The following is a 22,462-nucleotide window of genomic DNA, read 5'->3' on the forward strand; positions in this document are numbered from 1 at the left end:
CAGAGGTCAACATAGTAGCCCATCCGTCGGATTAAAGGGAAGGCGCGCAGGATCGGGCGGGTGCGCGGGGTCGATCCGCACCCGTTCATCAGACCAGAGCTTGACGGCACCGCAAGCCGGTACGCTTTTTAAAAAGGCAACCCGGACCTGTTCTCTACATCCTCCGCCATATCCCTCCCTTCTTCGTGACTTTCAACCCAAACGGGCAGGAAGACGGAAAAAGGAGGGGGACCTTTCGGTCCCCCCTGGGGAAGTTCGCGGAAATGGACGGTGGACTCAGTGCCCCCGCTTCGGCAGGCGGGCCATCAGTTCGCCGACGATGCCGCGGCGGAAGACGAGGACGCAGACGACGAAGATGCAGCCGATCACCACCGGCACCGGCAGGCTGGTGGAGGCGAGGTAGCTTTCCAGCGTCACCACCAGCCCGGCGCCGACCACCGGCCCCAGCAGCGTGCCCATACCGCCCAGCAGCGTCATCAGCACCACCTCGCCCGACATCTGCCACGTCACGTCGGTCAGGCTGGCGAGCTGGAAGACGATGGCCTTGGTTCCGCCGGCGAGACCGGCCAGCGAGGCCGACAGCACGAAGGCGACCAGCTTATAGCGGTCCGTGCGGTAGCCGAGCGAGACGGCGCGCGGCTCGTTCTCACGGATCGCCTTCAGCACCTGGCCGAAGGGCGAATGCACCGTGCGCCAGATCAGGGCGAAGCCGCCGACGAAGATCGCCAGCACGGTGTAGTACATGGTCAGCGGCTGGTTGAGGTCGAACAGCCCGAACAGGGTGCCGCGCGGCACGCCCTGGATGCCGTCCTCGCCATGGGTGAAGGGCAGCTGCAGCGCCAGGAAGAAGATCATCTGGCTCAGCGCCAGCGTGATCATGGCGAAATAGATGCCCTGCCGGCGGATGGCGATCAGGCCGAAGACCAGCCCCATCGCCCCGGCCACCGCGGTGGCGGCGAGCAGGCCGAACTCCGGCGCCCAGCCCCAGACCTTCACCGTGTGGGCGGCGATGTAGGCCGCTCCGCCGAAGAAGGCGGCATGGCCGAAGCTGAGCAGGCCGGCGAAACCGATCAGCAGGTTGAAGGCGCAGGCGAACAGCGCGAAGCACAGCACCTTCATCAGGAAGACGGGATACAGCACGAAGGGTGCCGCGACGGCGATCAGCAGCAGGAGGGCGGCGATCAGCACCGTGCCGGTGCCGCGGGAGGACCCGCGCATGGCGATGGTGGTTGCGTTGCTGGCGACGGTCATGGATCAGCGCTCCCGTCCGAAGAGGCCCGCGGGCTTGATGAGAAGAACGATCGCCATCACGACGAACACGACGATGTTGGAGGCCTCGGGATAGAAGACCTTGGTCAGCCCCTCCAGCAGCCCCAGCCCCAGGCCGGTGACGATGGCGCCCAGGATGGAGCCCATGCCGCCGATCACCACCACGGCGAAGACGATGATGATCAGGTTGGTCCCCATCAGCGGCGAGACCTGATAGATCGGCGCCGCCAGCACGCCGGCCAGCCCGGCCAGCGCCACGCCGAAGCCGTAGGTCAGCGACACCATCACCGGCACGTTGATGCCGAAGGCCTGGACCAGCGTCGGGTTCTCCGTCGCCGCGCGCAGATAGGCGCCCAGCTTCGTCCGCTCGATGGCGAACCAGGTGCCGAAGCAGATGGTGAGCGAGGCTACGACCACCCAGGCGCGGTAGTTGGGCAGGAACATGAAACCCAGGTTCTGCCCGCCCTGGAGGGCTGCGGGGATCGGATAGGGTTGGCCCGACACGCCGTACTGGTGGCGGAACGCCCCTTCCAGGATCAGCGCCAGCCCGAAGGTCAGCAGCAGCCCGTAGAGATGGTCGAGCTTGTACAGCCGCGACAGCATCGACTTCTCCAGCGCGATGCCCAGCAGCCCGACCGCCACCGGCGCCAGCACCAGCGCCCCCCAGTAACCGATTCCGGCATAGGTCAGCAGCAGCCACGCCACGAAGGCGCCGACCATGTACAGCGCGCCGTGGGCGAAGTTGATGACGTTCAACATGCCGAAGATCACCGCCAGCCCGAGGCTGAGCAGCGCATAGAAGGAACCATTGATCAGGCCGAGCAGAAGCTGCCCGAACAGGACTTGGGGCGGAACTCCCAGCAGGCTGAACATATCCGCGTCTCTCCCGGTTCGTGGTTGTTGTTCTTCTGGGTGGGAATTGTCGGCTTCGAATACCCCCACCTAACCTCCCCCGCTGGGCGGGGGAGGGACTGCCGCAATCTATTCGAACAAGCGCCTAATCCCCTCCCCCGCCCAGCGGGGGAGGGTTAGGGTGGGGGTCTAGCTCCCCCTCACTTCACCAGCGCACAGCCGCTCTGCTTCGGATCCAAGAAGGCCGTTTCGGCCGGGATGGTCTTGACGACCTTGTAGTAGTCCCAGGGCGCCTTCGACTCGGCCGGGGTCTTGACCTGGACCAGGTACATGTCGTGGAACATGCGGCCGTTGGCGGCGATCTTGCCCTTCTTGGCGAACATGTCCTCGACCGGCATCTCGCGCATCTTGGCGGACACCTTGTCGGCCTCGTCGGTCTTCGCCGCCTCGACCGACTTCAGGTAATGCTTCACCGCCGAATAGACGCCGGCCTGCACCATGGTCGGCTTCTTGCCGGCCTTGGCTTCGAACTTCTTCGACCACTCGCGGGTCTGGTCGTCCATGTCCCAGTAGAAGCCGGTGGTCAGCATCAGGCCCTGGGCCGACTGCAGCCCCAGCGCATTCACGTCGGAGATGAACAGCAGCAGGCCGGCCAGGCTCTGGCCCGACTGGGTGATGCCGAATTCCGCCGCCTGCTTGACCGCGTTGATGGTGTCGCCGCCGGCGTTCGCCAGCCCGATCACGTCGGCGCCCGAGCCTTGCGCCTGCAGCAGGAAGGAGGAGAAGTCGGCGGTGCCGAGCGGATGGCGGACCGCACCGGCGATGGTGCCGCCCAGCGACTTCACCATCTTGGTGGTCTCTTCCTCCAGCGACTGGCCGAAGGCGTAGTCGGCGGTCACGAAGAACCACTTCTTCTTGCCCTGCTCATACAGGGCGCGGCCGGTGCCGGCGGCCATGGCGTAGTTGTCGTAGGTCCAGTGGAAGCCGTAGGGGCTGCACTGCGCGCCGCTCAGCGCCGTGGCGCCCGGGCCGGACATCAGGAAGATGCGCTTCTTGTCCTTGGTGATGCCCTGAACCGCCAGCGCGGCGGCGGAGTTCGGCACGTCGGCGATCACGTCGACGCCGCCGGTGTCCACCCACTCGCGCGCCTTCGACGCGGCGATGTCGGCCTTGTTCTGGTGGTCGGCGACGACGATCTCGACAGGGGCGCCGGCGACCTTGTTGCCGAACTCCTCAGCCGCCATCCGCGCGGCGATGGCGGATCCCTCGCCGGCCAGATCGGCGTAGATGCCGGAACGGTCGTTCATCACGCCGATGCGGATGACGTTGTCCGACACCTGGGCCGCGGCCGGAATTACGGTCCCTGCCAGCGTCAGCAGGGCGGTGCCGGCGAGAAGAAGCGTGCGCATCGGAAGGTCTCTCCCTCTTGGTTTTATTGTCGGCCGGTCCCCGTCGCGGGAACCTGGAGCCAAAATCGGGCAAAGCCCCGGCGGTTCGCCGCCCCGGCCGCAAAAGCGGGCGGATCGGCGTCGATGCCGGGAATGATCGGAAGGCTGGACGGGCTACACGCCGAGATAGGTGTGGAGCTTGTCCATGTTGGCGTCGAGCTGGTCGTTGGGGATCATGTCCACCACATGGCCCTCCTCCATCACGTAATGGCGGTCGGCGATGGTGGCGGCGAAGCGGAAATTCTGCTCCACCAGCACGATGGTGAAGCCGCGCGCCTTCAGCGCCCGCACCGCCACGCCGATCTGCTCGATGATGACCGGGGCAAGCCCCTCGGTCGGCTCGTCCAGCAGGATCATGGTGGCGCCGGTGCGCAGGATGCGGGCGATCGCCAGCATCTGCTGCTCGCCGCCCGACAGCCGCGTGCCCTGGGTCGAGCCGCGGCCCTTCAGGTTGGGGAACAGGTCGTAGATCTGCGGGATCGTCATCCCGCCCTCCTTCACCACCGGCGGCAGCGTCAGGTTCTCGTCGACGCTGAGGCTGGAGAAGATGCCGCGCTCCTCCGGCACATAGCCGATGCCCAGGCGCGGGATCTTGTGCTGCGCCATGCCGATCAGCTCCTGCCCCTGGAAGCGGATGGAGCCGGTGCGCTTGCCCATGATCCCCATGATGGCGCGCATGGTGGAGGTCTTGCCGGCGCCGTTGCGGCCCAGCAGCGTCACCACCTCGCCCTGCCGCACCTCCAGGCTGACGCCGTGCAGCACATGGCTTTCGCCGTAATAGCCGTGCAGGTCGGCGATCTCCAGCATCGCAGTCTTGGTGCTCATCCCGTCAGGCATGTCCGGTCCCCATATACGCTTCCATCACCTGCGGGTTCTTGGAGACGACCTCGTAGGGTCCCTCCGCCAGGATCTCGCCCCGGCGCAGCACGGTGATGGTGTCCGACAGGTGGGCGACGACCGACAGGTTGTGCTCCACCATCAGCACGGTGCGGTCGGCGGCGACGCGCTTGATCAGCGCGGCGGTGCCCTCGATGTCCTCATGGCCCATGCCGGCCAGCGGCTCGTCGAGCAGCATCACCTCGGGGTCGAGCGCCAGGGTGGTGGCGATCTCCAGCGCGCGCTTGCGGCCATAGGGCAGCTCGGCGGCGGTGTGGCCGGCCCAGGGGGTGAGGTTCACCGCCTCGATCAGTTCCAGCGCCCGGTCGTGCAGGTCGTAGAGCGTCGATTCGGACTTCCAGAAATGGAAGCTGGTGCCGAGCGGCCGCTGCAGCGCCACGCGGACATTCTCCAGCACGCTCAAATGCGGGAAGACGGCCGAAATCTGGAAGGACCGGACCAGCCCCATCAGCGCGATGTCCGCCGGCTTGGTGCGGGTGATGTCGCGGCCCTTGTAGAGGATCTGGCCGCGCGTGGGCGTCAGGAACTTGGTCAGCAGGTTGAACACCGTGCTCTTGCCGGCGCCGTTCGGGCCGATCAGCGCATGGATGGTGCCCCGCTTCACCTGCAGGTTCACCTCCTTCACCGCTACGAAGCCCTTGAACTCCTTCGTCAGGCCCCGCGCTTCCAGGATGATGTCGTCGTTCGGTGCGGCGTTCATCGGTCGCGAATTCTCCTCCCGTTCGTTCTTATGTCCGGGCCTGGGCCCGGGGGCTTATGTCCGGGCTTGTGCCCGGGGCTTATATCCGGGCTCCCAGCCCGGGGGCCGCCATACGGCGGGACGTTTCACCGATTGTTGTACGCACGAAGCGTGCCACGGCAGGGTTCGCTTCGCCCGGGCCTGTGGACCCATTGTTTCTCCGCGGGTTTGCCTCCGCCTCCCCTCTCTCCGCTCCGGACCTTGTCGCCGGAAAGTGTCGGAATCGCGGACACTCTGTCCGCCAAACATGACACCATCCAAAATGTTTGCGCGCAAGATCGTCCGTACGGCCGACGCCATATTGCGGACTTGCCAAATCGGCACCGCACTGCGATGGTGGCCGTCCGACGGTGCCCTGCCCGTCCTGACGGACGGCGGGGATAATAGGGAATGCGGTGCGGATCCTCGTTGCACGGGGACCAATGCCGCGGCTGCCCCCGCAACTGTGTGCGGCGAGCGTCCTGTCCATCATGCCACTGGCCTTCGTGCCGGGAAGGCGGACGGCGATGCGACGACCCGCGAGCCAGGAAACCTGCCGGCGGAGACATCGACCTTATCCCTTCCCCGCCGGGTGTGGCGGGACAGCAAGGATTTCGTTCCATGACCACGCGTTCGCTCCACACTGCCGCCGGTTCCGCGACCCGCAGCGCCGCCCAGACCGCGGTCGCCGCCTTCGCCGCGATCCTGCTGGGCAGCTTCCTGCTGTACGGCGTCGGCTTCGCCCAGCCGCAGCAGATCCACGACGCGGCCCACGATGCCCGTCACTCCTTCGCGTTCCCCTGCCACTAAGCCAGGGTCATGGATCTGATCCGGCGGCTGTTCACAGCCGCCCTGGTCGCGGGCGTGCTCTCCGGCACGGCCGCTTCCGTCGTTCAGCAGGCGACGACCGTCCCGCTGATCCTCGAAGCCGAGAAATACGAGGTGGTGACTCCGCCGCCCGCGCCAGCCGGTGCACCTGCGGCGTCCCACCAGCACGGCCCCGTGCGCGAGGTCGGCGAAGGCGTGCCCACCACTCTGGATGAGGCGATGCAGCGCATCGGCCTGACCATCGCCTCCAACCTGCTGACCGGCGTCGCCTATGCGCTGCTGCTATCGGCCGCGATGCTGCTGGCCGGTCGGCCGGTCGATGCGCGGCGCGGGCTGGTGTGGGGGGCCGGCGGTTTCGTCGCCGTTTCGCTGGCGCCCTCCTTCGGCCTACCGCCGGAACTGCCGGGAATGGCCGGGGCCGATCTGGAGCTGCGCCAGTTCTGGTGGCTGGCCGCCGCGGCCGGGGCCGGCGTCGGCATGGCCGCGCTCGCCTTTGCCCGCAACCGCCTCGTCATCGCCGCCGCCGTCCTGGCCGCCGCACTTCCCCATCTGGTCGGCGCCCCCCATCCGGAAAGTGCCGAGGGCGCCGTCCCGCCGGAACTGGCTGCCCATTTCGTCACCGCCTCTCTGGGCAGCGCCGCCCTGTTCTGGGCGATCCTGGGCGCGGCCTGCGGCTGGCTGATGAGCGGTCTGGTTGGCGAGGCCGAGCATCGCCCGGCCTTGCGGCCCCAGCCCGGCGCGCGTTAAGGAGTTACGTCCCATGTCCGCCCTTCCCAAGACGGTCGCCGGCAAGGTTCCGGCGACCGTCATCACCGGCTTCCTCGGCGCCGGCAAGACCACGCTGATCCGCGGCCTGCTGGAAAAGGCCGATGGCCGCCGGCTGGCGTTGATCATCAACGAGTTCGGCGATGTCGGCATCGACGGAGACATCCTGCGCGCCTGCGGCAACCCGACCTGCACCGAAGACGACGTGATCGAGCTGGCGAACGGCTGCCTGTGCTGCACCGTCGCCGACGATTTCGTCCCGGCCATCGAAAAGCTGCTGGCCCGGCCGGAGCCGCCCGAGCATATCGTGATCGAGACCAGCGGCCTGGCCCTGCCCAAGCCGCTCGTCCAGGCCTTCCACTGGCCGGCGATCAAGACCCGCGTCACCGTGGACGGCGTCATCGCCGTGGTGGATGCCGCCGCCGCCGCCGAGGGCCGCTTCGCCCCCGATCCCGCGGCGCTGGAGGCCCAGCGCGATGCCGCCGGCACCGTCGATCATGAAACGCCGATAGAAGAGGTGTTCGAGGACCAGCTGCTCTGCGCCGACCTGATCGTCGTCAACAAGACCGATCTGGTCGCCGCCGACGACCTCGCCCGCGTCGAGGATCTGATCCGTGGCGCGCTGAGCCATACGGTCGGCCGCGATGCCAAGCTGGTGCGCGCGTCGCAGGGCGCCGTCGATCCGCTGGTCCTGCTGGGCGTCGGTGCGGCGGTGGAGGACGACCTCGCCAACCGTCCCAGCCATCATGACGACGAAGAGGGACACGACCACGACGACTTCACCAGCTTCGTGGTGGAGTTGCCGCCGCAGCCCGACCCCGCCCGTCTGGCGATGACGCTGGAGCAGGTCGCCGGCCTGCATGGCGTTCTGCGCCTGAAGGGCTTCATCGACGTGCCCGGCAAGCCGATGCGGCTGCTGGTCCAGGGCGTCGGCACCCGCATCCAGACCCACTACGACCGCCTGTGGAAGCCCGGCGAGGAACGCCGCAGCCGGCTTGTGGTGATCGGCGAGACCGGGCTGGACCGCGATGCGGTGACGCGGGCGGTTGTTGGGTAAGAGTTGGGACTTGGTGCGGAGTTAGACCCCCACCTAACCTCCCCCGCTGGGCGGGGGAGGGACTGCCGCCACTCTTCCGCACAAGCGCTTAGTCCCCTCCCCCGCCCAGCGGGGGAGGTTAGGGTGGGGGCAAGTGTCCCCACTCCTTGAACGTATCCGCGGACACCCATGCACCTGCTCGCCGCCCGCCAGGACGAACTGGACGCCGGCCCCCAGGCGGAAGACCTGGGGCAGACGCCGGCCGACCTCGTCATGCTGTCCTTCTCCGACAGCGACCTGACCGCGCTCGCCGCCGCATGGCGGGCCGGGCGCGACCGGCTGCCCAGCCTCCGCCTCGCCAACCTCAACCGGCTCGGCCATCCGTTGTCGGTCGATCTCTACGCCGATACCATCGTCGCCAAGGCGAAGCTGGTGGTCCTGCGCCTGCTCGGCGGCAGCGGCTATTGGCGCTACGGCCTCGACCGCCTCTCCGCGCTGTGCCGCGAGCGCGACATCCCGCTCGCCGTCCTGTCCGGCGAGGCGCAGCCCGACCCGAACCTCACCGCCTACGGCACCGTCGCCCCCGACGCCGCCGACCGCCTGTGGCGCTATTTCACCGAAGGCGGCCCGGCCAACATGGCCCAGCTGCTGGCCTGCGCCGCGACGTTGGCCGGCACGCCCCTGCCCCATGAGGACCCCGCCCCGGTCCCACGCTTCGGTGCCTATGACGGCTGGAGCGGCTCCGCCGCCGACGACGCGCCGGTCGCCGCGGTGGTCTTCTACCGCTCCCACCTGCTGGCCGGCGACCTCGCCCCGGCCCACGCCCTGTGCGACGCGCTGGCCGCCCGCGGTCTCGCCCCCCGCCCGCTGTTCGTCGCCAGCCTGAAGGAGCCGGACTGCGCCGCCTGGATGCGCGCCAGCCTGACCGCGCAGAACGCCGCCGTGGTCGTCAACACCACCGCCTTCTCCGCCGCCCGCGACGACGGCTCCCCGCTGGAGGCCAACGGCAGCCCGGTCCTGCAGGCCATCCTCGCCACCACGCCGGAAGCCGGCTGGCAGGCCTCGTCACGCGGACTCGGGCCGTCCGACCTCGCGATGAACGTCGTGCTGCCGGAGATGGACGGCCGCATCATCGCCCGCGCCATCGCCTTCAAGACGGCGGGCGATCCCGACCCCGACCTGCAATTCGCCGCCCCGGTCCTGCGCCCGATCGCCGACCGGGTGGCATTCACCGCCGATCTCGCGGCAAGCTGGGTCCGCCTGTCCCGCACCCCGCGGCCGGAGCGCCGCCTGGCGCTGGTGCTTTCCGACTATCCCGGTCCCGGCGGCGGCATCGGCCATGCGGTGGGCCTCGACAGCCCGGCCAGCACCGTGGCGATGCTCCAGCGCCTGTCCGCCGAGGGCTACAGCCTGTCCGCCATCCCGGACAGCGACGCCGACCTCATGGCGGCACTCACCGCCGCCCCGACCCCCACCCTGTCGCTGGCCGACTACCAGCGACTCGCCCCGCCGGAGCTGCGCGCCCGCATCGCCCGGACCTGGGGCGATCCGGCCGCCGACCCCGCCTGCCTGGACGGCGCCTTCGCCTTCCGCCTCCTGCCCTGCGGCAATGCCGTGGTGGCGGTGCAGCCCAGCCGCGGCCACGGCTCCCTGACCACCGCCCAGCACCACGATCCCGACACGCCGCCCAGCCACGCCTATCTCGCCTTCCACCTGTGGCTGCGCCATGCCGTCGGCATCCATGCCCTGGTGCAGATCGGCGCCCACGGCACGCTGGAATGGCTGCCGGGCAAGGCGGTGGCGCTGTCGGCGGAGTGCTGGCCGGAGATCGTCGGCGGCGCCCTGCCGACCCTCTATCCCTTCATCGTCAACAACCCCGGCGAGGGCGTGCAGGCGCGCCGCCGCCTCGGCGCCGTGCTGATCGGCCATTTGACCCCGCCGCCCGTGGAGTCCGGCCTCTACGGCGAACTCGCCGCGCTGGAAACCGCCATCGACGAGTATTCGCAGGCGACCGGGCTGGACCCGCGGCGTCTGGGCATGCTGCGCGAAACCATCCTCGATCTCGCCTGGAAATCCGGCGTCGCCGCCGACTGCAACCTGCGCCCCGACGACGATCCCGACGCCATCCTGTCGCGGCTGGACGCCCATCTCTGCGACATCAAGGAACTGCAGATCCGCGACGGCCTGCATGTCTTCGGCCACAGCCCGACCGGAGACCGCCGCGACCGCCTGACCGCCGCCGTCGCCCGCTCCGCCGATCCGGCCATGGTCGCCGCCGCCGCCGATACCATAGATGCCTGCGGCGAGGCGGAGATGCGGGCGCTGCTCGACGGGCTGGACGGCCGTTTCGTCCGCCCCGGTCCCGGCGGGTCGCCAGCGCGCGGACGGGCGGACACCTTGCCGACCGGCCGCAACCTCTATGCGCTCGACCCGCGCGGGGTGCCGACGCCGACCGCCTGGACGCTCGGCTGGCAGGCGGCGGATGCGCTGATCACCCGCTATCTCCAGGACCATGGCGACTGGCCGCGCCGGCTGGTGGTGGATTGCTGGGGCACCCCCGCCATGCGCACCGGCGGCGACGAGTTGGCCCAGGCGCTGGCCCTGCTCGGCGTCCGCCCGATCTGGGAGAACGGCTCCGGCCGCGTCACCGGCTACGAGATCATGCCGGCCGGCGTCCTGGGCCGCCCGCGGGTGGATGTGACGCTGCGCATCTCCGGCCTGTTCCGCGACGTCTTCCCGCAGCAAATCGCCTTGTTCGATCAGGCGGTGCGCGCCGTCGCCGGGCTGGACGAGCCGGACGACACCAACCCGCTGGCCGCCACCGCGCGGGCGGAGGAACAGCGCCTCGCGGCATCCGGCACCGACGCGGCGGACGCCCGCCGCTGGGCCACCGCCCGTATCTTCGGCGCCGCCCCCGGCATTTACGGCACCGCGCTGTCCGGCATGATCGCGCGCGGCGACTGGACCGCGCGGGCCGACTTCGGCGCCGCCTATCTGGAAGGCGGCTGTCACGCCTATGGTGCCGGGCTGGAGGGGGTGCCGTTGCCAGCATTGTTCCGCCGCCGGGTCGGGGGGGCCGACGCGCTCGTTCACCACCAGGACCAGCGCGAGCATGACGTGCTGTCCACCGACGGCTTCATGCAATTCGAAGGCGGATTTGCCGCCGCCGCCGCGCTGGAGGACTCCGAACCGACGCTCTATCATCTCGACAGTGCCGATCCGGAGAAACTCGCCGTCCGCACGCTCGCGGAGGAGATCGCCCGCACCCTGCGCGGCCGGGCGGCCAATCCGCGCTGGATCGAGGGCATGATGCGCCATGGCTATCGCGGGGCGGCCGAATTGGCAGCCGGCGTGGACACGCTGTTCGCCTTCGCCGCCACCACCGACGCCGTACGTCCCGCCCATTTCGACCAGCTGTATGACGCGTACGTCGAGGATGCAGAGGTGTGGGACTTCCTGTCGCATGCCAATCCGGCGGCTGCCCGGCACATTCTGGCGCGCATGAGCGAGGCGCTCGACCGCGGCCTGTGGCACCCCCGCCGCAACTCCACCGCAGAGGATCTGCGGCGCCTCCGGGAGACCGCCGCATGACCAACCCTGTCGCCAACCAGCCCAGACGCCGCGGCACCTGCCCCGGCGTGCTGGCGCCGATGCAGGTCGGCGACGGGTTCCTGCTGCGCGTCCGCGTCCCCGCGGGCGTGCTGCCGGCCGAGCATGCCCGCCGCATCGCCGAGTTGGGCGACCGGTACGGCAACGGCCTGATCGACCTCAGCCATCGCGGCAACCTGCAGCTTCGTGGCATTCCGGCCGACGCGCTGGCGCCGGTGACCGACGCCCTGCGCGAGATGGGCTATGTCTCCGACGATGCGGCGAGCGAGGCGGTGCGCAACGTCCTGTGCTCCCCCACCGCCGGGCTGGACCCCACGGCGGCGATGGACGTACGGGCGGCGGCACGTACGCTGGACGCGCGTCTGTCGGAGGACACGGCTTTGCACGGCCTGCCGCCGAAGTTCGGCTGGCTGGTCTGCGGCGGCGGGATCGGCCATCTGGCCGGCAGCAGCACGGATGTACGCTTCGACGCGGTGGACGCGGAGCGGTTCCGGGTGTCTCTCGGCGGCACGCTGGCGACGGCCGCGCCGCTCGGGCTGTGCCGGGCGGAGGATGTGGCCGACGTGGCGTCGGCCTTGGGCCGCGCCTTCGTGGAGTTGCGCGCGTCGTTGCCGGAGCCGCCGCGCCGCATGGCTGGTTTGGTTGCGGCAATCGGCACTGAACCGTTCGCAACGCGCCTCTCCCCCCTGATTTCTCCTCTCCCCCCCGGGGAGAGGATCAAGGTGAGGGGGACGCACCTTATGGATCTCTTCGGCAATGCCGAACCCCCTCATCCTAACCTTCTCCCCGGGGGGGAGAAGGGATCCTATGGCGGGGAGGCGCCGGCATTCCTCACTACCGCCTTCCCCTTCGGCCGCCTGACCGCCGCCACCCTCGCCGCCCTAGCCGCCGCTTGCGCCGAGATCCGCATCACCCCCTGGCGCGCCCTGCTCCTCGTCGCCCCCTCCTCCGACGCCGAAGGCATCGCCAAAGCCCATGGCGCCATCCTGTCGCACACCGACCGCCGGCTGAAGCTGACCGCCTGCAGCGGAGTGGGCGGCTGCGATGTCGGCACCACCGACACCCATGCGACCGCGCTCGCCATCGCCGAGCGCGCAGGCCCCTTGCTGGACCATGTCCGAATGGTGCATGTGTCGGGCTGCGCCAAGGGCTGCGCCCACCCCGCCACCGCCGATGTCACCCTGACCGCCCGCGACGGGGTGTATGACGTCGCCCTGAACGCCAAACCCGGTGACGAGTCCCCGCACACCGGCCTGTCCCCCGCCGACGCCGTGGCCCGCGTCGCGGATCTGTTGACCGAGGAGTCCGCCGGTGCCTGAGCCGCTCTACGACTATATCCGCGACGGAGCGGCCATCTACCGCCAGTCCTTCGCCACCATCCGGGCGGAGGCCGACCTGTCCGCCATCCCCGACGACCTGAAGCCGGTGGCGGTGCGTGTCATCCACGCCTGCGGCATGGTCGATGCGGCCCAGGACCTGCTGTTCTCCTCCGATGTCGGCAGCGCCGCCCGTGCCGCCCTGCGCGCCGGCGCGCCCATCCTCTGCGACAGCGAGATGGTCGCCCACGGCGTGACCCGCGCCCGCCTGCCGGCCGACAATGCGGTGGTCTGCACCTTGCGCGATCCCGCCGTGCCCGATCTGGCGAAGAGCATCGGCAACACCCGCTCCGCCGCCGCGCTCGACCTGTGGGGAGAGCGGCTCGGCGGATCGGTGATCGCCATCGGCAACGCGCCTACCGCCCTGTTCTACCTGCTGGAACTGCTGGCCGCAGGCGCGCCGAAGCCGGCGGCGATCCTGGGCTTCCCCGTCGGCTTCGTCGGCGCGATGGAAAGCAAGGAGGCGCTGGCCGAGAACCCCTTCGGCGTTCCCTATCTGGCGATCCGGGGCCGGCGCGGCGGCAGCGCCATGGCCGCCGCCGCCGTCAACGCGCTGGCGAGCGACGTCGAATGAGCGGCGAGACCCTGATCCCCACTCCTCCCACCATGGGCACCCTGTTCGGCGTCGGCGTCGGCCCCGGCGATCCGGAGCTGATGACGCTGAAGGCGGTGCGCACCATCGGCGCCTGCCCGGTCGTCGCCTATTTCTGCAAGCGCGGCACCCGCGGCCAGGCCCGCCGCATCGCCGACCAAGCCATCAAGCCCGACCAGATCGAGCTGCCGATGGTCTATCCGGTGACGGTGGAGCTGCCGCCGACCCACCCGGACTATGGCCGCCAGATCGAAGCCTTCTTCGACGAATCCGCCGAGCGCATCGCCGCGCATCTCGCCGCCGGCCGTTCGGTCGCAGCCCTGAACGAAGGGGATCCGTTCTTCTACGGCTCCTTCATGCATCTGTTCCTGCGGCTGTCCGGCCGTTTCGCGACGGAGGTCATCCCCGGCGTCACCAGCATGGTGTGCAGCGCCTCGCTGCTTCCGCGCCCGCTGATGCTGCGCGACGATGTGCTGTCGGTGATCCCCGGCACGCTGGACGAGGAGTCGCTGGTCCGCGCCCTGACCGCCGCCGACGCCTCCGTGGTGATGAAGCTGGGCCAGAATTTGCCCAAGGTCCGCCGCGCCATCGCCGCCGCCGGGCTGGCCGAGCGGGCATGGTATGTGGAGCGCGCCAGCATGGACGAACAGCGCTTCATGCCCTTCCTGGAGGCGCCCGACGTCGCCCCCTACTTCTCCCAGATCGTCATTCCGGGCGAGGGCAAGCGCGGATGAGCGGCTGGTTGAAAGTTGTCGGTTTGGGTCCAGGCCCCGAGGACTGGCTGACGCCGGAGGCGCGGCGCGATCTGGCCGAGGCGACCGACCTCGTCGGCTACTTCCCCTATTTGGAACGCGTGCCGCCGGGGGATCAGGTGCGCCACGCCTCCGACAACCGGGTGGAGTTGGACCGCGCCCGCTTCGCGCTGGATCTCGCGGCGCAGGGCCGGCGGGTGGCGGTGGTGTCGGGCGGCGACCCCGGCATCTTCGCCATGGCCGCTGCCATATTCGAGGCGCTGGACGATCCGGCTGCGCCAGAGGCTTGGCATGCGGTGCCGCTATCGGTCGATCCCGGCGTTTCCGCCATGCAGGCTGCCGCCGCGCGGGCCGGGGCGCCGCTGGGGCATGATTTCTGCGCCATCTCGCTGTCCGACAACCTCAAGCCTTGGGAGGTGGTGCTGCGGCGCCTGCGTCTGGCGGCGGAGGCGGATTTCGTCATCGCGCTCTACAACCCGATCTCCAAGGCCCGCCCCTGGCAGCTTGGCGCCGCCTTCGACGCCCTGCGCGACATCCGCGCTCCGGAAACTCCCATCGTGCTGGGCCGCGCCATCGGCCGCGCGGATGAGGAGTTGACGGTGACCACGCTGGGCGAGGTGCGGGCGGAGCAGGCGGACATGCGCACGCTGGTCATCATCGGCGCCTCGCACACCCGCTTCGTCGCGCGCGCTGACGGCGGGCGCTGGGTCTACACGCCCCGGCATTATCGGGGGTGAGGATGGGCGTGACGGCAGTGCGGGCGGAGATACCCGCGACCAACCCACCGCGAGTCCCCCTCTCCCCCCCGGGGAGAGGGCAGGGTGAGGGGGATGCACGGCGAGGATTCTTGGAAAGACCCGCAGTGCATCCCCCTCACCCCGACCCTCTCCCCGGGGGGGAGAGGGGACTCGGAGGGGGGGAGAGTCAGCCCACCCCCTCCAGCCACCCCACCGCCTCGCCCACGTCGTGCAGTTCCGCCACACCGTTGCCCGCCGGCCGCTCCACCATCACCACCGGCAGTCCCAACTCACGCGCGGCCTCCAGCTTGGCGTCGGTGGCGCGTCCGCCGCTGTTCTTGCTGACGACCACCTCAATCCGCTCCCCGCGCATCAGCGCCAGTTCGCCCTCCACGGTGAACGGCCCGCGGTCGAGGATCAGGCTCATGCGCGGCAGGGCCGGCATCGGCTCCGGCGGGTCCACCGCACGGATCAGGTAGCGCTTGTCCGGGGTCGCCTCGAAAGCCGCGACCTCCTGCCGGCCGATGGTCAGGAACACGGTGTCGCCCAGATCGCGCAGCGCCAGCGCCGCGGCATTCATGTCCGGCACGCCGATCCAGCGGTCGCCCTGCCCCGCCACCCAGGCCGGCCGGGTCAGAAGGCGCAGCGGCACCCCCACCAGTGCGCAGGCCGCGGCGGCATTGGCGGAGATCCGATCCGCGAAGGGATGCGTCGCGTCGATCACCCCCTCGATTCCCTCGGCACGCAGATAATCGGCCAAGCCCTCCACCCCGCCGAAGCCGCCGATGCGGGTCGGCAGCGGCGGCAGCACCGGGTTCTTCGTGCGGCCGGCCAGCGACACGCGGGCGTCGATGCGCGGATGGCCGGCCAGACGCTTGGCCAGCGCCGTTGCCTCCGTCGTGCCGCCCAGGATCAGCACTTTGTCCATCAGCGCCTTGACCAATTCCCCCTCCCCACCCGTCAGGATCGGCGCCATGGATAGCATGGGAACGGTTCGCTGGCTCAGCATCGTCGGCATCGGCGAGGATGGCTGGGACGGTTTGTCGCCCGCCGCCCGCGCGGCGGTGGAAAGCTCCACAGTCCTCTATGGCGGCGTCCGCCACCTCGATCTCGTGCCGGTCGTTTCGGGACAGGAACGGCTGCCCTGGCCGTCGCCGATGACAGACGCCTTCCCCGGCCTGATCGCCCGGCGCGGACAGCGGGTCTGCGTGCTGGCGAGCGGCGATCCGTCCTGGTACGGCGTCGGCGCCACGTTGTCGCGCCTCGTTCCGGCTGCGGAAACGACGGTGATCCCGGCCGCTTCCGCCTTCAGCCTCGCAGCATCCCGGCTGGGCTGGTCCCTGCAGGACTGCCGCTGCCTGACTGTCCATGGCCGCCCGCTGGAACTGGTCGTTCCGCATCTGCAACCGAACGCCAAGCTGCTGCTTCTTTCCTGGGACGGAACGACTCCGGCGAAGCTCGCCGCCCTGCTGAGCGCCCGCGGTTTCGGCGCCTCGCGCCTGACGGTGCTGGAGGCGATGGGCGGCCCGCGCGAAGCCCGGCTGGAAGCCACCGCCGATGCCTGGAGCGCCGAGCGGGTCGCCGACCTCAACACCATCGCGCTGGACTGCGTCGCCGCCCCCGGCGCCCGCATCCTGCCGCTGGCCCCCGGCCTGCCCGACGACTGGTTCGAGCATGACGGCCAGATCACCAAGCGCGAGGTGCGCGCCGTCACCCTGTCCTTCCTGGCGCCGCGCCGGGGCGAGCTGCTGTGGGACGTCGGTGCCGGGTCGGGCTCCATCGGCATCGAATGGATGCTGCGCGATCCCGCAAACCGCGCCATCGCCGTCGAACACCACCCGGAGCGCATCGCCCGCATCCTGACCAACGCCACGGCCTTCGGCGTGTCCGGCCTGACGCTGGCGCGCGGCAAGGCCCCGGCGGCGCTGGCCGGGCTGGAACTGGATGGGCTGGCGCGGCCGGACGCCATCTTCATCGGCGGCGGGCTGACCGCGGATGGCCTGCTGGCGGCTTGTTGGGACGCCCTGCCCCCCGGCGGCCGGATCGCCGCCAACGCGGTGACGCTGGAAAGCGAGGCGGTGCTGTTCGACGCGCACAAGCGCCTCGGCGGCGAACTGACCCAGATCACGGTCGCCCGCGCCTCGGCGGTCGGCGGTTTCCGCGGCTGGCGGGCCGCCATGCCGGTCACGCTGTGGCGGGCCGAAAAGCCGTATGCGGAGGGCGCATGGACCGCCTGACGTCGGAGTCCCTGCTGTTCGGTCCGGTCTTCGTCGGTCTCGGCTGCCGCCGCGGCTGCGGTTGGGAGGAGATCGCCGGTCTGGTCGTCGCCGCCTTCGACGAGGCAGCCCTGCCCGACGCCGCGCGCCAGCTGGCGGCGCTCGCCGCCCCGGCGATGAAGGCCGACGAGGCCGGGCTGGCGGAGGCCGCCCGCGCGCTCGGCCTGCCGCTGCGCTTCATCGAAGAGGACGCGATGCTGGCGGCGCAGGACCGCGTCCACACCCGATCATCCACCGTGCTGGCCGCGGTCGGGCTGGCGTCGGTCGCGGAGGCCGCGGCGCTGGCCGCTGCCGGACCGGGATCGCGCCTGCTGCTGCCGCGCCGCTCCACCCCCCGCGCCACCGTCGCACTTGCCTTGCCTGCCGTCGCTCTTTTGGAGACCCGTTCATGACCGTCCATTTCATCGGTGCCGGACCGGGCGCTCCCGACCTGCTGACCCTGCGCGGCCGCGACCTGATCGCGCGCTGCCCGGTCTGCCTCTATGCTGGCTCGCTGGTGCCGAAGGAGATCATCGCCCACGCCCCCGCCGATGCGCGGATCATCGACACCGCCCCGCTGACGCTGGAGGAGATCGTCGCCGAATTCCAGGCCGCCCATGCCGCCGGCAAGGACGTGGCGCGGCTGCATTCCGGCGACCTGTCGGTCTACAGCGCGCTGGGCGAGCAGACCCGCGCGCTGCGGGAACTGGGCATCCCCTACACCATCACCCCCGGCGTGCCGGCCTTTGCCGCGGCGTCGGCCGCGCTGGGGCGCGAGCTGACCCTGCCGGAGGTCAGCCAGACGCTGATCCTGACCCGCACCGAGGGGCGCGCCTCGGCCATGCCCGCCAACGAGACGCTGGAGGTGCTGGGCGCCTCGGGCGCCACGCTGGCGATCCACCTGTCGATCCACGTCATCGACCGGGTGGTGGAGCGGCTGACCCCGCTCTACGGCGCCGATTGCCCGGCGGCGGTGGTCTACCGCGCGACATGGCCGGACGAGCGGGTGCTGCGCGGAACTCTGGCCGACATCGCGGCGCAGGTCGTGGCCTCACCGATGGAGCGCACCGCGCTGATCCTGGTCGGCCCGGCGCTGGGCCATGAGGAGTTCCGCTGCAGCGCGCTCTATGACGGCAGCCATGTGCGGCGCTATCGGGGGTTGGGGGAGTGAGGCTTGCCCAAGCCAGCGCCAATCCCCTTCTCCCCCCCGGGGAGAAGGTCGGGATGAGGGGGTTCGGCGCAGCCGAAAAGATCCCAGCAGTGCGTCCCCCTCACCCTAACCCTCTCCCCGGGGGGGAGAGGGAATATCATCCGGTCGCATCAGGTAATTCTATTGAAGGGAGCCATCCCCACGATTCGTCCCTGGCGGTCGGTGACCAGCACCTCGACCTCCACCGGCGCATCCTCCAGCACATCCTGCGCGGCGCGGCGGGCCAGCTCGGCCACATGGTCGGCCAGCGGCAGGCCGGCGGCGTCCGCCATGCCCAGCACCTGCGCCGCCGTATTGGCGCCGCGCGTCTCCGCAATCAGCTCCGGCCCGGCCCCGAGATCCGCCAGCCGTTCGGCCAGCCAGTCGAAGTCCACGGCATGGCGCTTGCTGTGCAGGTCCATCAGCCCACGCGCCAGCTTGCCGAACTTGGCGAAGCCGCCGCACAGGGTCAGGCGCGGGATGGGGTGCCGGCGCAGGTACTTCAGCGTGCCGCCGACGAAATCGCCCATGTCGAGCAGCGCCTGTTCGGGCAGGCCATAGCGCGCGACGACCGCCTTTTCCGACAGATCGCCGGTGCAGGCCGCGACATGGCGCAAGCCCGCCGCCCGTGCTACGTCGATGCCGCGCTGGATCGAGGCGATCCAGGCCGCGCAGGAATAGGGCACGACGATCCCCGTGGTTCCCAGGATCGACAGTCCACCCAGAATGCCGAGCCGCCCGTTCATAGTGCGCTTGGCGAGCTGCTCGCCATTCTCCACCCCGACCTCGACCACCAGATCGGCCGGCTGGCCGGCGTCACGCGCCGCCTCCCCCACCGCCTGCGCGATCATGCTGCGCGGCACCGGGTTGATGGCAGGCTCGCCCACTGCCAGCGGCAGGCCGGGCAGCGTCACGGTGCCGACGCCGGGACCGGCGCGGAAACTCACGCCGCTGCCGGGCGCGCCGCGCCAGACCCGCGCCCGCACCAGCGCGCCGTGGGTGACGTCGGGATCGTCGCCGGCATCCTTGACCACGCCGGCCATGGCCCAGGGTCCGCCCGGGGAGCCGTCCGCCCCCTCCCCCCGCTCCGTCACCGCCAGCGCGAAGGCAGGGGTCTGGCCGCCGGGAAGGGTCACGGTCACCGGATCGGGAAACTCCCGGCCGAACAGAGCCACTGCCGCCGCACGCGCCGCCGCGGTGGCACAGGTTCCCGTCGTCCAGCCGCGGCGCAAGGGTGTAGCATGCTCCGGCATGCCGCCCCCCTCCCCGGCGCCCTCCGCACCGCCTTCCGTCTTCTCCGAGCCCGAGTCCGCGTTCATGTCGTTTGAGTCGTCCATTCCCGAAAGCGTCCTGGTCCCCTTCGCCCCCGGCAGCGTCTGGCTGGCCGGCTCCGGCCCCGGCGATCCCGGCCTGCTGACCCTGCTGGCCCTGCAAGGTCTAAGGCAAGCCGACGTCATCGTCCATGACGCGCTGGTCGGCGAACGGATCATGGCGCTCGCCAGCCCGTCGGCAAGGCTGGAGTTCGCCGGAAAGCGCGGCGGCCGCCCCTCCGCCCATCAGGACGACATCACCAACCGCCTGATCGAGCTGGCAAAGGAAGGACACCGCGTCCTCAGGCTGAAGGGCGGCGACCCCTTCGTCTTCGGCCGCGGCGGCGAGGAGGCGCAGGCGCTGGCGGCAGAGGGCATCCCCTTCCGCATCGTTCCGGGCATCACGTCGGGCATCGCCGGCCCGGCCTATGCCGGCATCCCGGCGACCCACCGCGACACCAACCAGGCGGTGATCCTGGCGACCGGCCATTCGCTGGGCGGCGGACCGGACTGGCGGGCGCTGGCCGCCACCAAGGCGCCGCTGATCCTCTATATGGGCTGGAAGGCGCTGCCGACCATCGCGGCGGAGCTGATGGCCGGCGGCCTGTCCGCCGACACCCCCGTCGGCGTGGTGACGGAGGCGACGACCGCCAACCAGAAGAGCCTCGTCACCAGCCTCGGCACCTGCGTCGCCGATCTGGCGGCGAGCGATCTGGAGCCGCCCGCCATCATCGTGATCGGCGAGGTGGTGCGGCTGCGCCCGGCGCTGGAATGGCTGCCGGGCCAGATGGCGCTGCAACATGCCAGAGGGAAGAATGACTAGCGGTCTCATCATCGCCGCCCCGGCATCGGGCACTGGCAAGACGACGCTGACGCTGGGGCTGCTGGCGGCGCTGCGCGCCCGCGGCGTGGCGGTGGGGGCGGTGAAGTCGGGGCCGGATTACATCGACCCGGCCTTCCACCGCGCCGCCACCGGCCGGCCGAGCGTGAACCTCGACACCTGGGCGATGGGGCCGGAGCTGCTGGACGGGCTGGCCGCCCGCGCCGCCGAGGGCGCCGATCTGCTGGTCTGCGAGGCGCTAATGGGCCTGTTCGACGGCGTGGCCGGCGTCGGCGCCACCGGCACCGGCTCGACAGCGGAGATCGCGGCGCGCACCGGCTGGCCGGTCCTGCTGGTGGTGAACGCCAAGGGCCAGTCGCAGTCGGCCGCGGCATTGGTGAAGGGCTTCGCCACCTACCGCGACGACGTGACCATCGGCGGTGTCGTGCTGAACAATGTCGGCAGCCCGCGCCACACGGCGCTGGCCGGCAACGCCATCGAGGCGCTGGGCATCCCCCTGCTGGGCGCCCTGCCCCGCGCACCCGACCTCAGCCTGCCCGAACGCCATCTCGGCCTCGTCCAGGCCGACGAGACGGAGGGGCTGGCCGACCGGCTGGCGGCACTCGGCCGCTTCGTCGCGGAGCACGTCGACCTCGACCGCGTCGTGGCTCTCGCCAATCCCTCGAAGGCCGGGCCGGGCAGCGACGCCCCCGCCCTGCCGCCGCTGGGCCAGCGCATCGCCATCGCGCAGGATGCCGCCTTCACCTTCATCTATCCGCACCTGACCGCCGGCTGGCAGGCGGCGGGGGCGGAGCTGCGCTTCTTCTCCCCCCTGGCGGACGAGACGCCGCCGGAGGATGCGGACGCCGTCTATCTGCCCGGCGGCTATCCGGAGCTGCATGCCGGCCGCCTCGCCGCCAACCACGCCTTCCGCGACGGGCTGCGCGCGGCGGCGGAGCGGGTGCCGGTCTATGGCGAATGCGGCGGCTACATGGTGATGGGCGAAACGCTGGAGGATGCCGACGGCGTCACCCACCCGATGACCGGGCTGCTGGGGGTGCGCACCTCCTTCGCCAAGCGGCGGCTGCATCTGGGCTATCGCCGCGCGGCTCTGCTGGCCGACGGCCCGCTGGGTCCGGCAGGATCTCCGCTGATGGGTCACGAGTTCCACTATGCCTCGACCCTTGCCCGCGGCGACGACGCACCGCTGCTGAGTGCCACGGCGGCGGACGGCAGCGACCTGGGCGTACTCGGCAGCCAGCGCGGGCTGGCGCTGGGGTCTTTCGTCCACCTGATCGCGCGGGGGTGAGGGATGGCCGAAGAGAAGGACGAGGCTTTCACCGCGGCGGAGCGCGACGCGCTCTATAAGGCGATCTTCTCCCGCCGCGACGTGCGCGGGCAGTTCCGGCCCGATCCGGTGCCGGACGAGGTGCTGACCCGCATCCTGCTGGCCGCGCACCATGCGCCGTCGGTGGGGTTCATGCAGCCGTGGAACTTCATCGTCGTCACCGATCCCGCCGTGAAGTCCCGCATCCATGCCGACTTCACCCGCGCCACCGAGGAGGCGGCGGCGATGTTCGAGGGGGAACGGCGCAGCCTCTACAGCCGGCTGAAGCTGGAAGGCATCCGCGAGGCGCCGATCAATCTCTGCATCACCTGCGACCGCGAGCGCTCGGGTCCGGTGGTTCTGGGCCGCACCCACATGCCGGCGATGGACCTCTACAGCTGCGTCTGCGCCGTGCAGAATCTGTGGCTGGCGGCGCGGGCGGAAGGGCTGGGGGTCGGCTGGGTCAGCATCCTGCACGAGGACGCGCTGCGGGACGCGCTGGGCATCCCGGAGCGAATCGTGCCGATCGCCTATCTCTGCCTCGGCCACGTCACCCATTTCGAGGCGACGCCGGAACTGGAAACCAAGGGTTGGCGCAAGCGCCTGCCGCTGGAGGATCTGGTGTTCCGCGACCGCTGGCAGGGGGAGTGAGGGAGCGGGCGCCAGCCCCGGCAAGGACTGG

At 70.6% G+C, this 22,462-nt stretch carries 21 protein-coding genes and 1 riboswitch; of the genes, 14 read left to right on the forward strand and 7 right to left on the reverse strand.

Going from position 1 to position 22,462, the window contains the following annotated elements:
- Nucleotides 1-276: 276 nt before the first annotated feature.
- From ACWPKK_RS26870 to ACWPKK_RS26890, 5 genes are all read right to left on the reverse strand, one after another.
- Nucleotides 277-1,218 carry a branched-chain amino acid ABC transporter permease gene (locus ACWPKK_RS26870; protein WP_452010782.1) on the reverse strand — a complete coding sequence of 314 codons (942 nt, stop codon included), beginning with the start codon at nucleotides 1,216-1,218 and terminating at the stop codon, nucleotides 277-279.
- A gap of 36 nt (nucleotides 1,219-1,254) precedes the next feature.
- The gene (locus tag ACWPKK_RS26875) at nucleotides 1,255-2,142 is read right to left on the reverse strand and encodes a branched-chain amino acid ABC transporter permease (protein WP_310115470.1); all 888 of its coding nucleotides are present in this window, start codon (nucleotides 2,140-2,142) and stop codon (nucleotides 1,255-1,257) included.
- 179 nt (nucleotides 2,143-2,321) lie between these two features.
- Entirely contained in the window at nucleotides 2,322-3,530 is a 1,209-nt protein-coding gene (locus ACWPKK_RS26880; RefSeq protein ID WP_452010538.1) for an ABC transporter substrate-binding protein, read from the reverse strand.
- A gap of 153 nt (nucleotides 3,531-3,683) precedes the next feature.
- Nucleotides 3,684-4,406, reverse strand: coding sequence for an ABC transporter ATP-binding protein (locus tag ACWPKK_RS26885; RefSeq protein ID WP_452010540.1), 723 nt, complete (start codon nucleotides 4,404-4,406; stop codon nucleotides 3,684-3,686).
- Nucleotides 4,399-5,166, reverse strand: coding sequence for an ABC transporter ATP-binding protein (locus ACWPKK_RS26890; RefSeq protein ID WP_452010542.1), 768 nt, complete (start codon nucleotides 5,164-5,166; stop codon nucleotides 4,399-4,401). Before ACWPKK_RS26890 ends, ACWPKK_RS26885 begins: the two co-directional genes overlap by 8 nt.
- A 370-nt stretch (nucleotides 5,167-5,536) precedes the next feature.
- Nucleotides 5,537-5,759, forward strand: a riboswitch (cobalamin riboswitch).
- 46 nt (nucleotides 5,760-5,805) lie between these two features.
- On the opposite strand from ACWPKK_RS26890, the gene ACWPKK_RS26895 reads away from it, so the two are divergent.
- The 8 genes from ACWPKK_RS26895 (at nucleotide 5,806) to cobJ (ending at nucleotide 14,879) form a co-directional block, all read left to right on the forward strand.
- On the forward strand, nucleotides 5,806-5,994 hold the full coding sequence (locus ACWPKK_RS26895) for a CbtB domain-containing protein (RefSeq protein ID WP_149227097.1): 189 nt from the start codon (nucleotides 5,806-5,808) through the stop codon (nucleotides 5,992-5,994).
- 9 nt (nucleotides 5,995-6,003) lie between these two features.
- Nucleotides 6,004-6,759 (forward strand): CbtA family protein, encoded by a 756-nt coding sequence (locus ACWPKK_RS26900; protein WP_452010545.1) that lies wholly within the window; start codon nucleotides 6,004-6,006, stop codon nucleotides 6,757-6,759.
- A 13-nt stretch (nucleotides 6,760-6,772) separates the two neighbouring features.
- Complete coding sequence (gene cobW, locus ACWPKK_RS26905; protein ID WP_452010548.1) at nucleotides 6,773-7,834, forward strand: cobalamin biosynthesis protein CobW; 1,062 nt, start codon at nucleotides 6,773-6,775, stop codon at nucleotides 7,832-7,834.
- A 168-nt stretch (nucleotides 7,835-8,002) separates the two neighbouring features.
- Nucleotides 8,003-11,404 carry a cobaltochelatase subunit CobN gene (cobN, locus tag ACWPKK_RS26910; RefSeq protein ID WP_452010550.1) on the forward strand — a complete coding sequence of 1,134 codons (3,402 nt, stop codon included), beginning with the start codon at nucleotides 8,003-8,005 and terminating at the stop codon, nucleotides 11,402-11,404.
- Nucleotides 11,401-12,741 carry a precorrin-3B synthase gene (gene cobG, locus ACWPKK_RS26915; RefSeq protein ID WP_452010552.1) on the forward strand — a complete coding sequence of 447 codons (1,341 nt, stop codon included), beginning with the start codon at nucleotides 11,401-11,403 and terminating at the stop codon, nucleotides 12,739-12,741. Before cobN ends, cobG begins: the two co-directional genes overlap by 4 nt.
- Complete coding sequence (locus tag ACWPKK_RS26920; RefSeq protein WP_452010554.1) at nucleotides 12,734-13,372, forward strand: precorrin-8X methylmutase; 639 nt, start codon at nucleotides 12,734-12,736, stop codon at nucleotides 13,370-13,372. Before cobG ends, ACWPKK_RS26920 begins: the two co-directional genes overlap by 8 nt.
- Nucleotides 13,369-14,124 (forward strand): precorrin-2 C(20)-methyltransferase, encoded by a 756-nt coding sequence (locus ACWPKK_RS26925; RefSeq protein WP_452010556.1) that lies wholly within the window; start codon nucleotides 13,369-13,371, stop codon nucleotides 14,122-14,124. The genes ACWPKK_RS26920 and ACWPKK_RS26925 overlap by 4 nt, the downstream gene beginning before the upstream one ends.
- Complete coding sequence (gene cobJ, locus ACWPKK_RS26930) at nucleotides 14,121-14,879, forward strand: precorrin-3B C(17)-methyltransferase (RefSeq protein ID WP_452010560.1); 759 nt, start codon at nucleotides 14,121-14,123, stop codon at nucleotides 14,877-14,879. The genes ACWPKK_RS26925 and cobJ overlap by 4 nt, the downstream gene beginning before the upstream one ends.
- Before the next feature lie 187 nt (nucleotides 14,880-15,066).
- Here cobJ and ACWPKK_RS26935 read toward each other — a convergent pair whose 3' ends face one another.
- Nucleotides 15,067-15,807 (reverse strand): cobalt-precorrin-6A reductase, encoded by a 741-nt coding sequence (locus ACWPKK_RS26935; protein ID WP_452010784.1) that lies wholly within the window; start codon nucleotides 15,805-15,807, stop codon nucleotides 15,067-15,069.
- 55 nt (nucleotides 15,808-15,862) lie between these two features.
- On the opposite strand from ACWPKK_RS26935, the gene cbiE reads away from it, so the two are divergent.
- The 3 genes from cbiE to cobM are packed head-to-tail and all read left to right on the forward strand — an operon-like array spanning nucleotide 15,863 to nucleotide 18,305.
- Nucleotides 15,863-17,116, forward strand: a complete 1,254-nt coding sequence (gene cbiE, locus ACWPKK_RS26940; protein ID WP_452010786.1) for a precorrin-6y C5,15-methyltransferase (decarboxylating) subunit CbiE — start codon at nucleotides 15,863-15,865, stop codon at nucleotides 17,114-17,116.
- Nucleotides 17,104-17,547: a cobalamin biosynthesis protein gene (locus tag ACWPKK_RS26945; RefSeq protein ID WP_452010562.1), complete on the forward strand. Its 444-nt coding sequence runs from the start codon at nucleotides 17,104-17,106 to the stop codon at nucleotides 17,545-17,547. Before cbiE ends, ACWPKK_RS26945 begins: the two co-directional genes overlap by 13 nt.
- Complete coding sequence (gene cobM / locus ACWPKK_RS26950) at nucleotides 17,544-18,305, forward strand: precorrin-4 C(11)-methyltransferase (protein ID WP_452010564.1); 762 nt, start codon at nucleotides 17,544-17,546, stop codon at nucleotides 18,303-18,305. The genes ACWPKK_RS26945 and cobM overlap by 4 nt, the downstream gene beginning before the upstream one ends.
- 149 nt (nucleotides 18,306-18,454) lie before the next feature.
- Here the strand turns inward: cobM and ACWPKK_RS26955 are convergent, their stop codons facing one another.
- Entirely contained in the window at nucleotides 18,455-19,576 is a 1,122-nt protein-coding gene (locus ACWPKK_RS26955) for a cobalt-precorrin-5B (C(1))-methyltransferase (RefSeq protein ID WP_452010788.1), read from the reverse strand.
- 64 nt (nucleotides 19,577-19,640) lie between these two features.
- Between ACWPKK_RS26955 and cobA the strand changes: the two genes are divergently transcribed.
- From cobA to bluB, 3 genes are read left to right on the forward strand one after another with little or no spacing between them, the layout of a single operon-like run.
- Complete coding sequence (gene cobA / locus ACWPKK_RS26960) at nucleotides 19,641-20,456, forward strand: uroporphyrinogen-III C-methyltransferase (protein ID WP_324870823.1); 816 nt, start codon at nucleotides 19,641-19,643, stop codon at nucleotides 20,454-20,456.
- Nucleotides 20,449-21,762, forward strand: coding sequence for a cobyrinate a,c-diamide synthase (locus ACWPKK_RS26965; protein ID WP_452010568.1), 1,314 nt, complete (start codon nucleotides 20,449-20,451; stop codon nucleotides 21,760-21,762). Before cobA ends, ACWPKK_RS26965 begins: the two co-directional genes overlap by 8 nt.
- 3 nt (nucleotides 21,763-21,765) lie before the next feature.
- The gene (gene bluB, locus ACWPKK_RS26970) at nucleotides 21,766-22,431 is read left to right on the forward strand and encodes a 5,6-dimethylbenzimidazole synthase (protein WP_452010570.1); all 666 of its coding nucleotides are present in this window, start codon (nucleotides 21,766-21,768) and stop codon (nucleotides 22,429-22,431) included.
- The last annotated feature ends 31 nt before the right edge of the window (nucleotides 22,432-22,462 follow it).

The sequence above is a fragment of the Azospirillum largimobile genome (genome assembly GCF_977007025.2).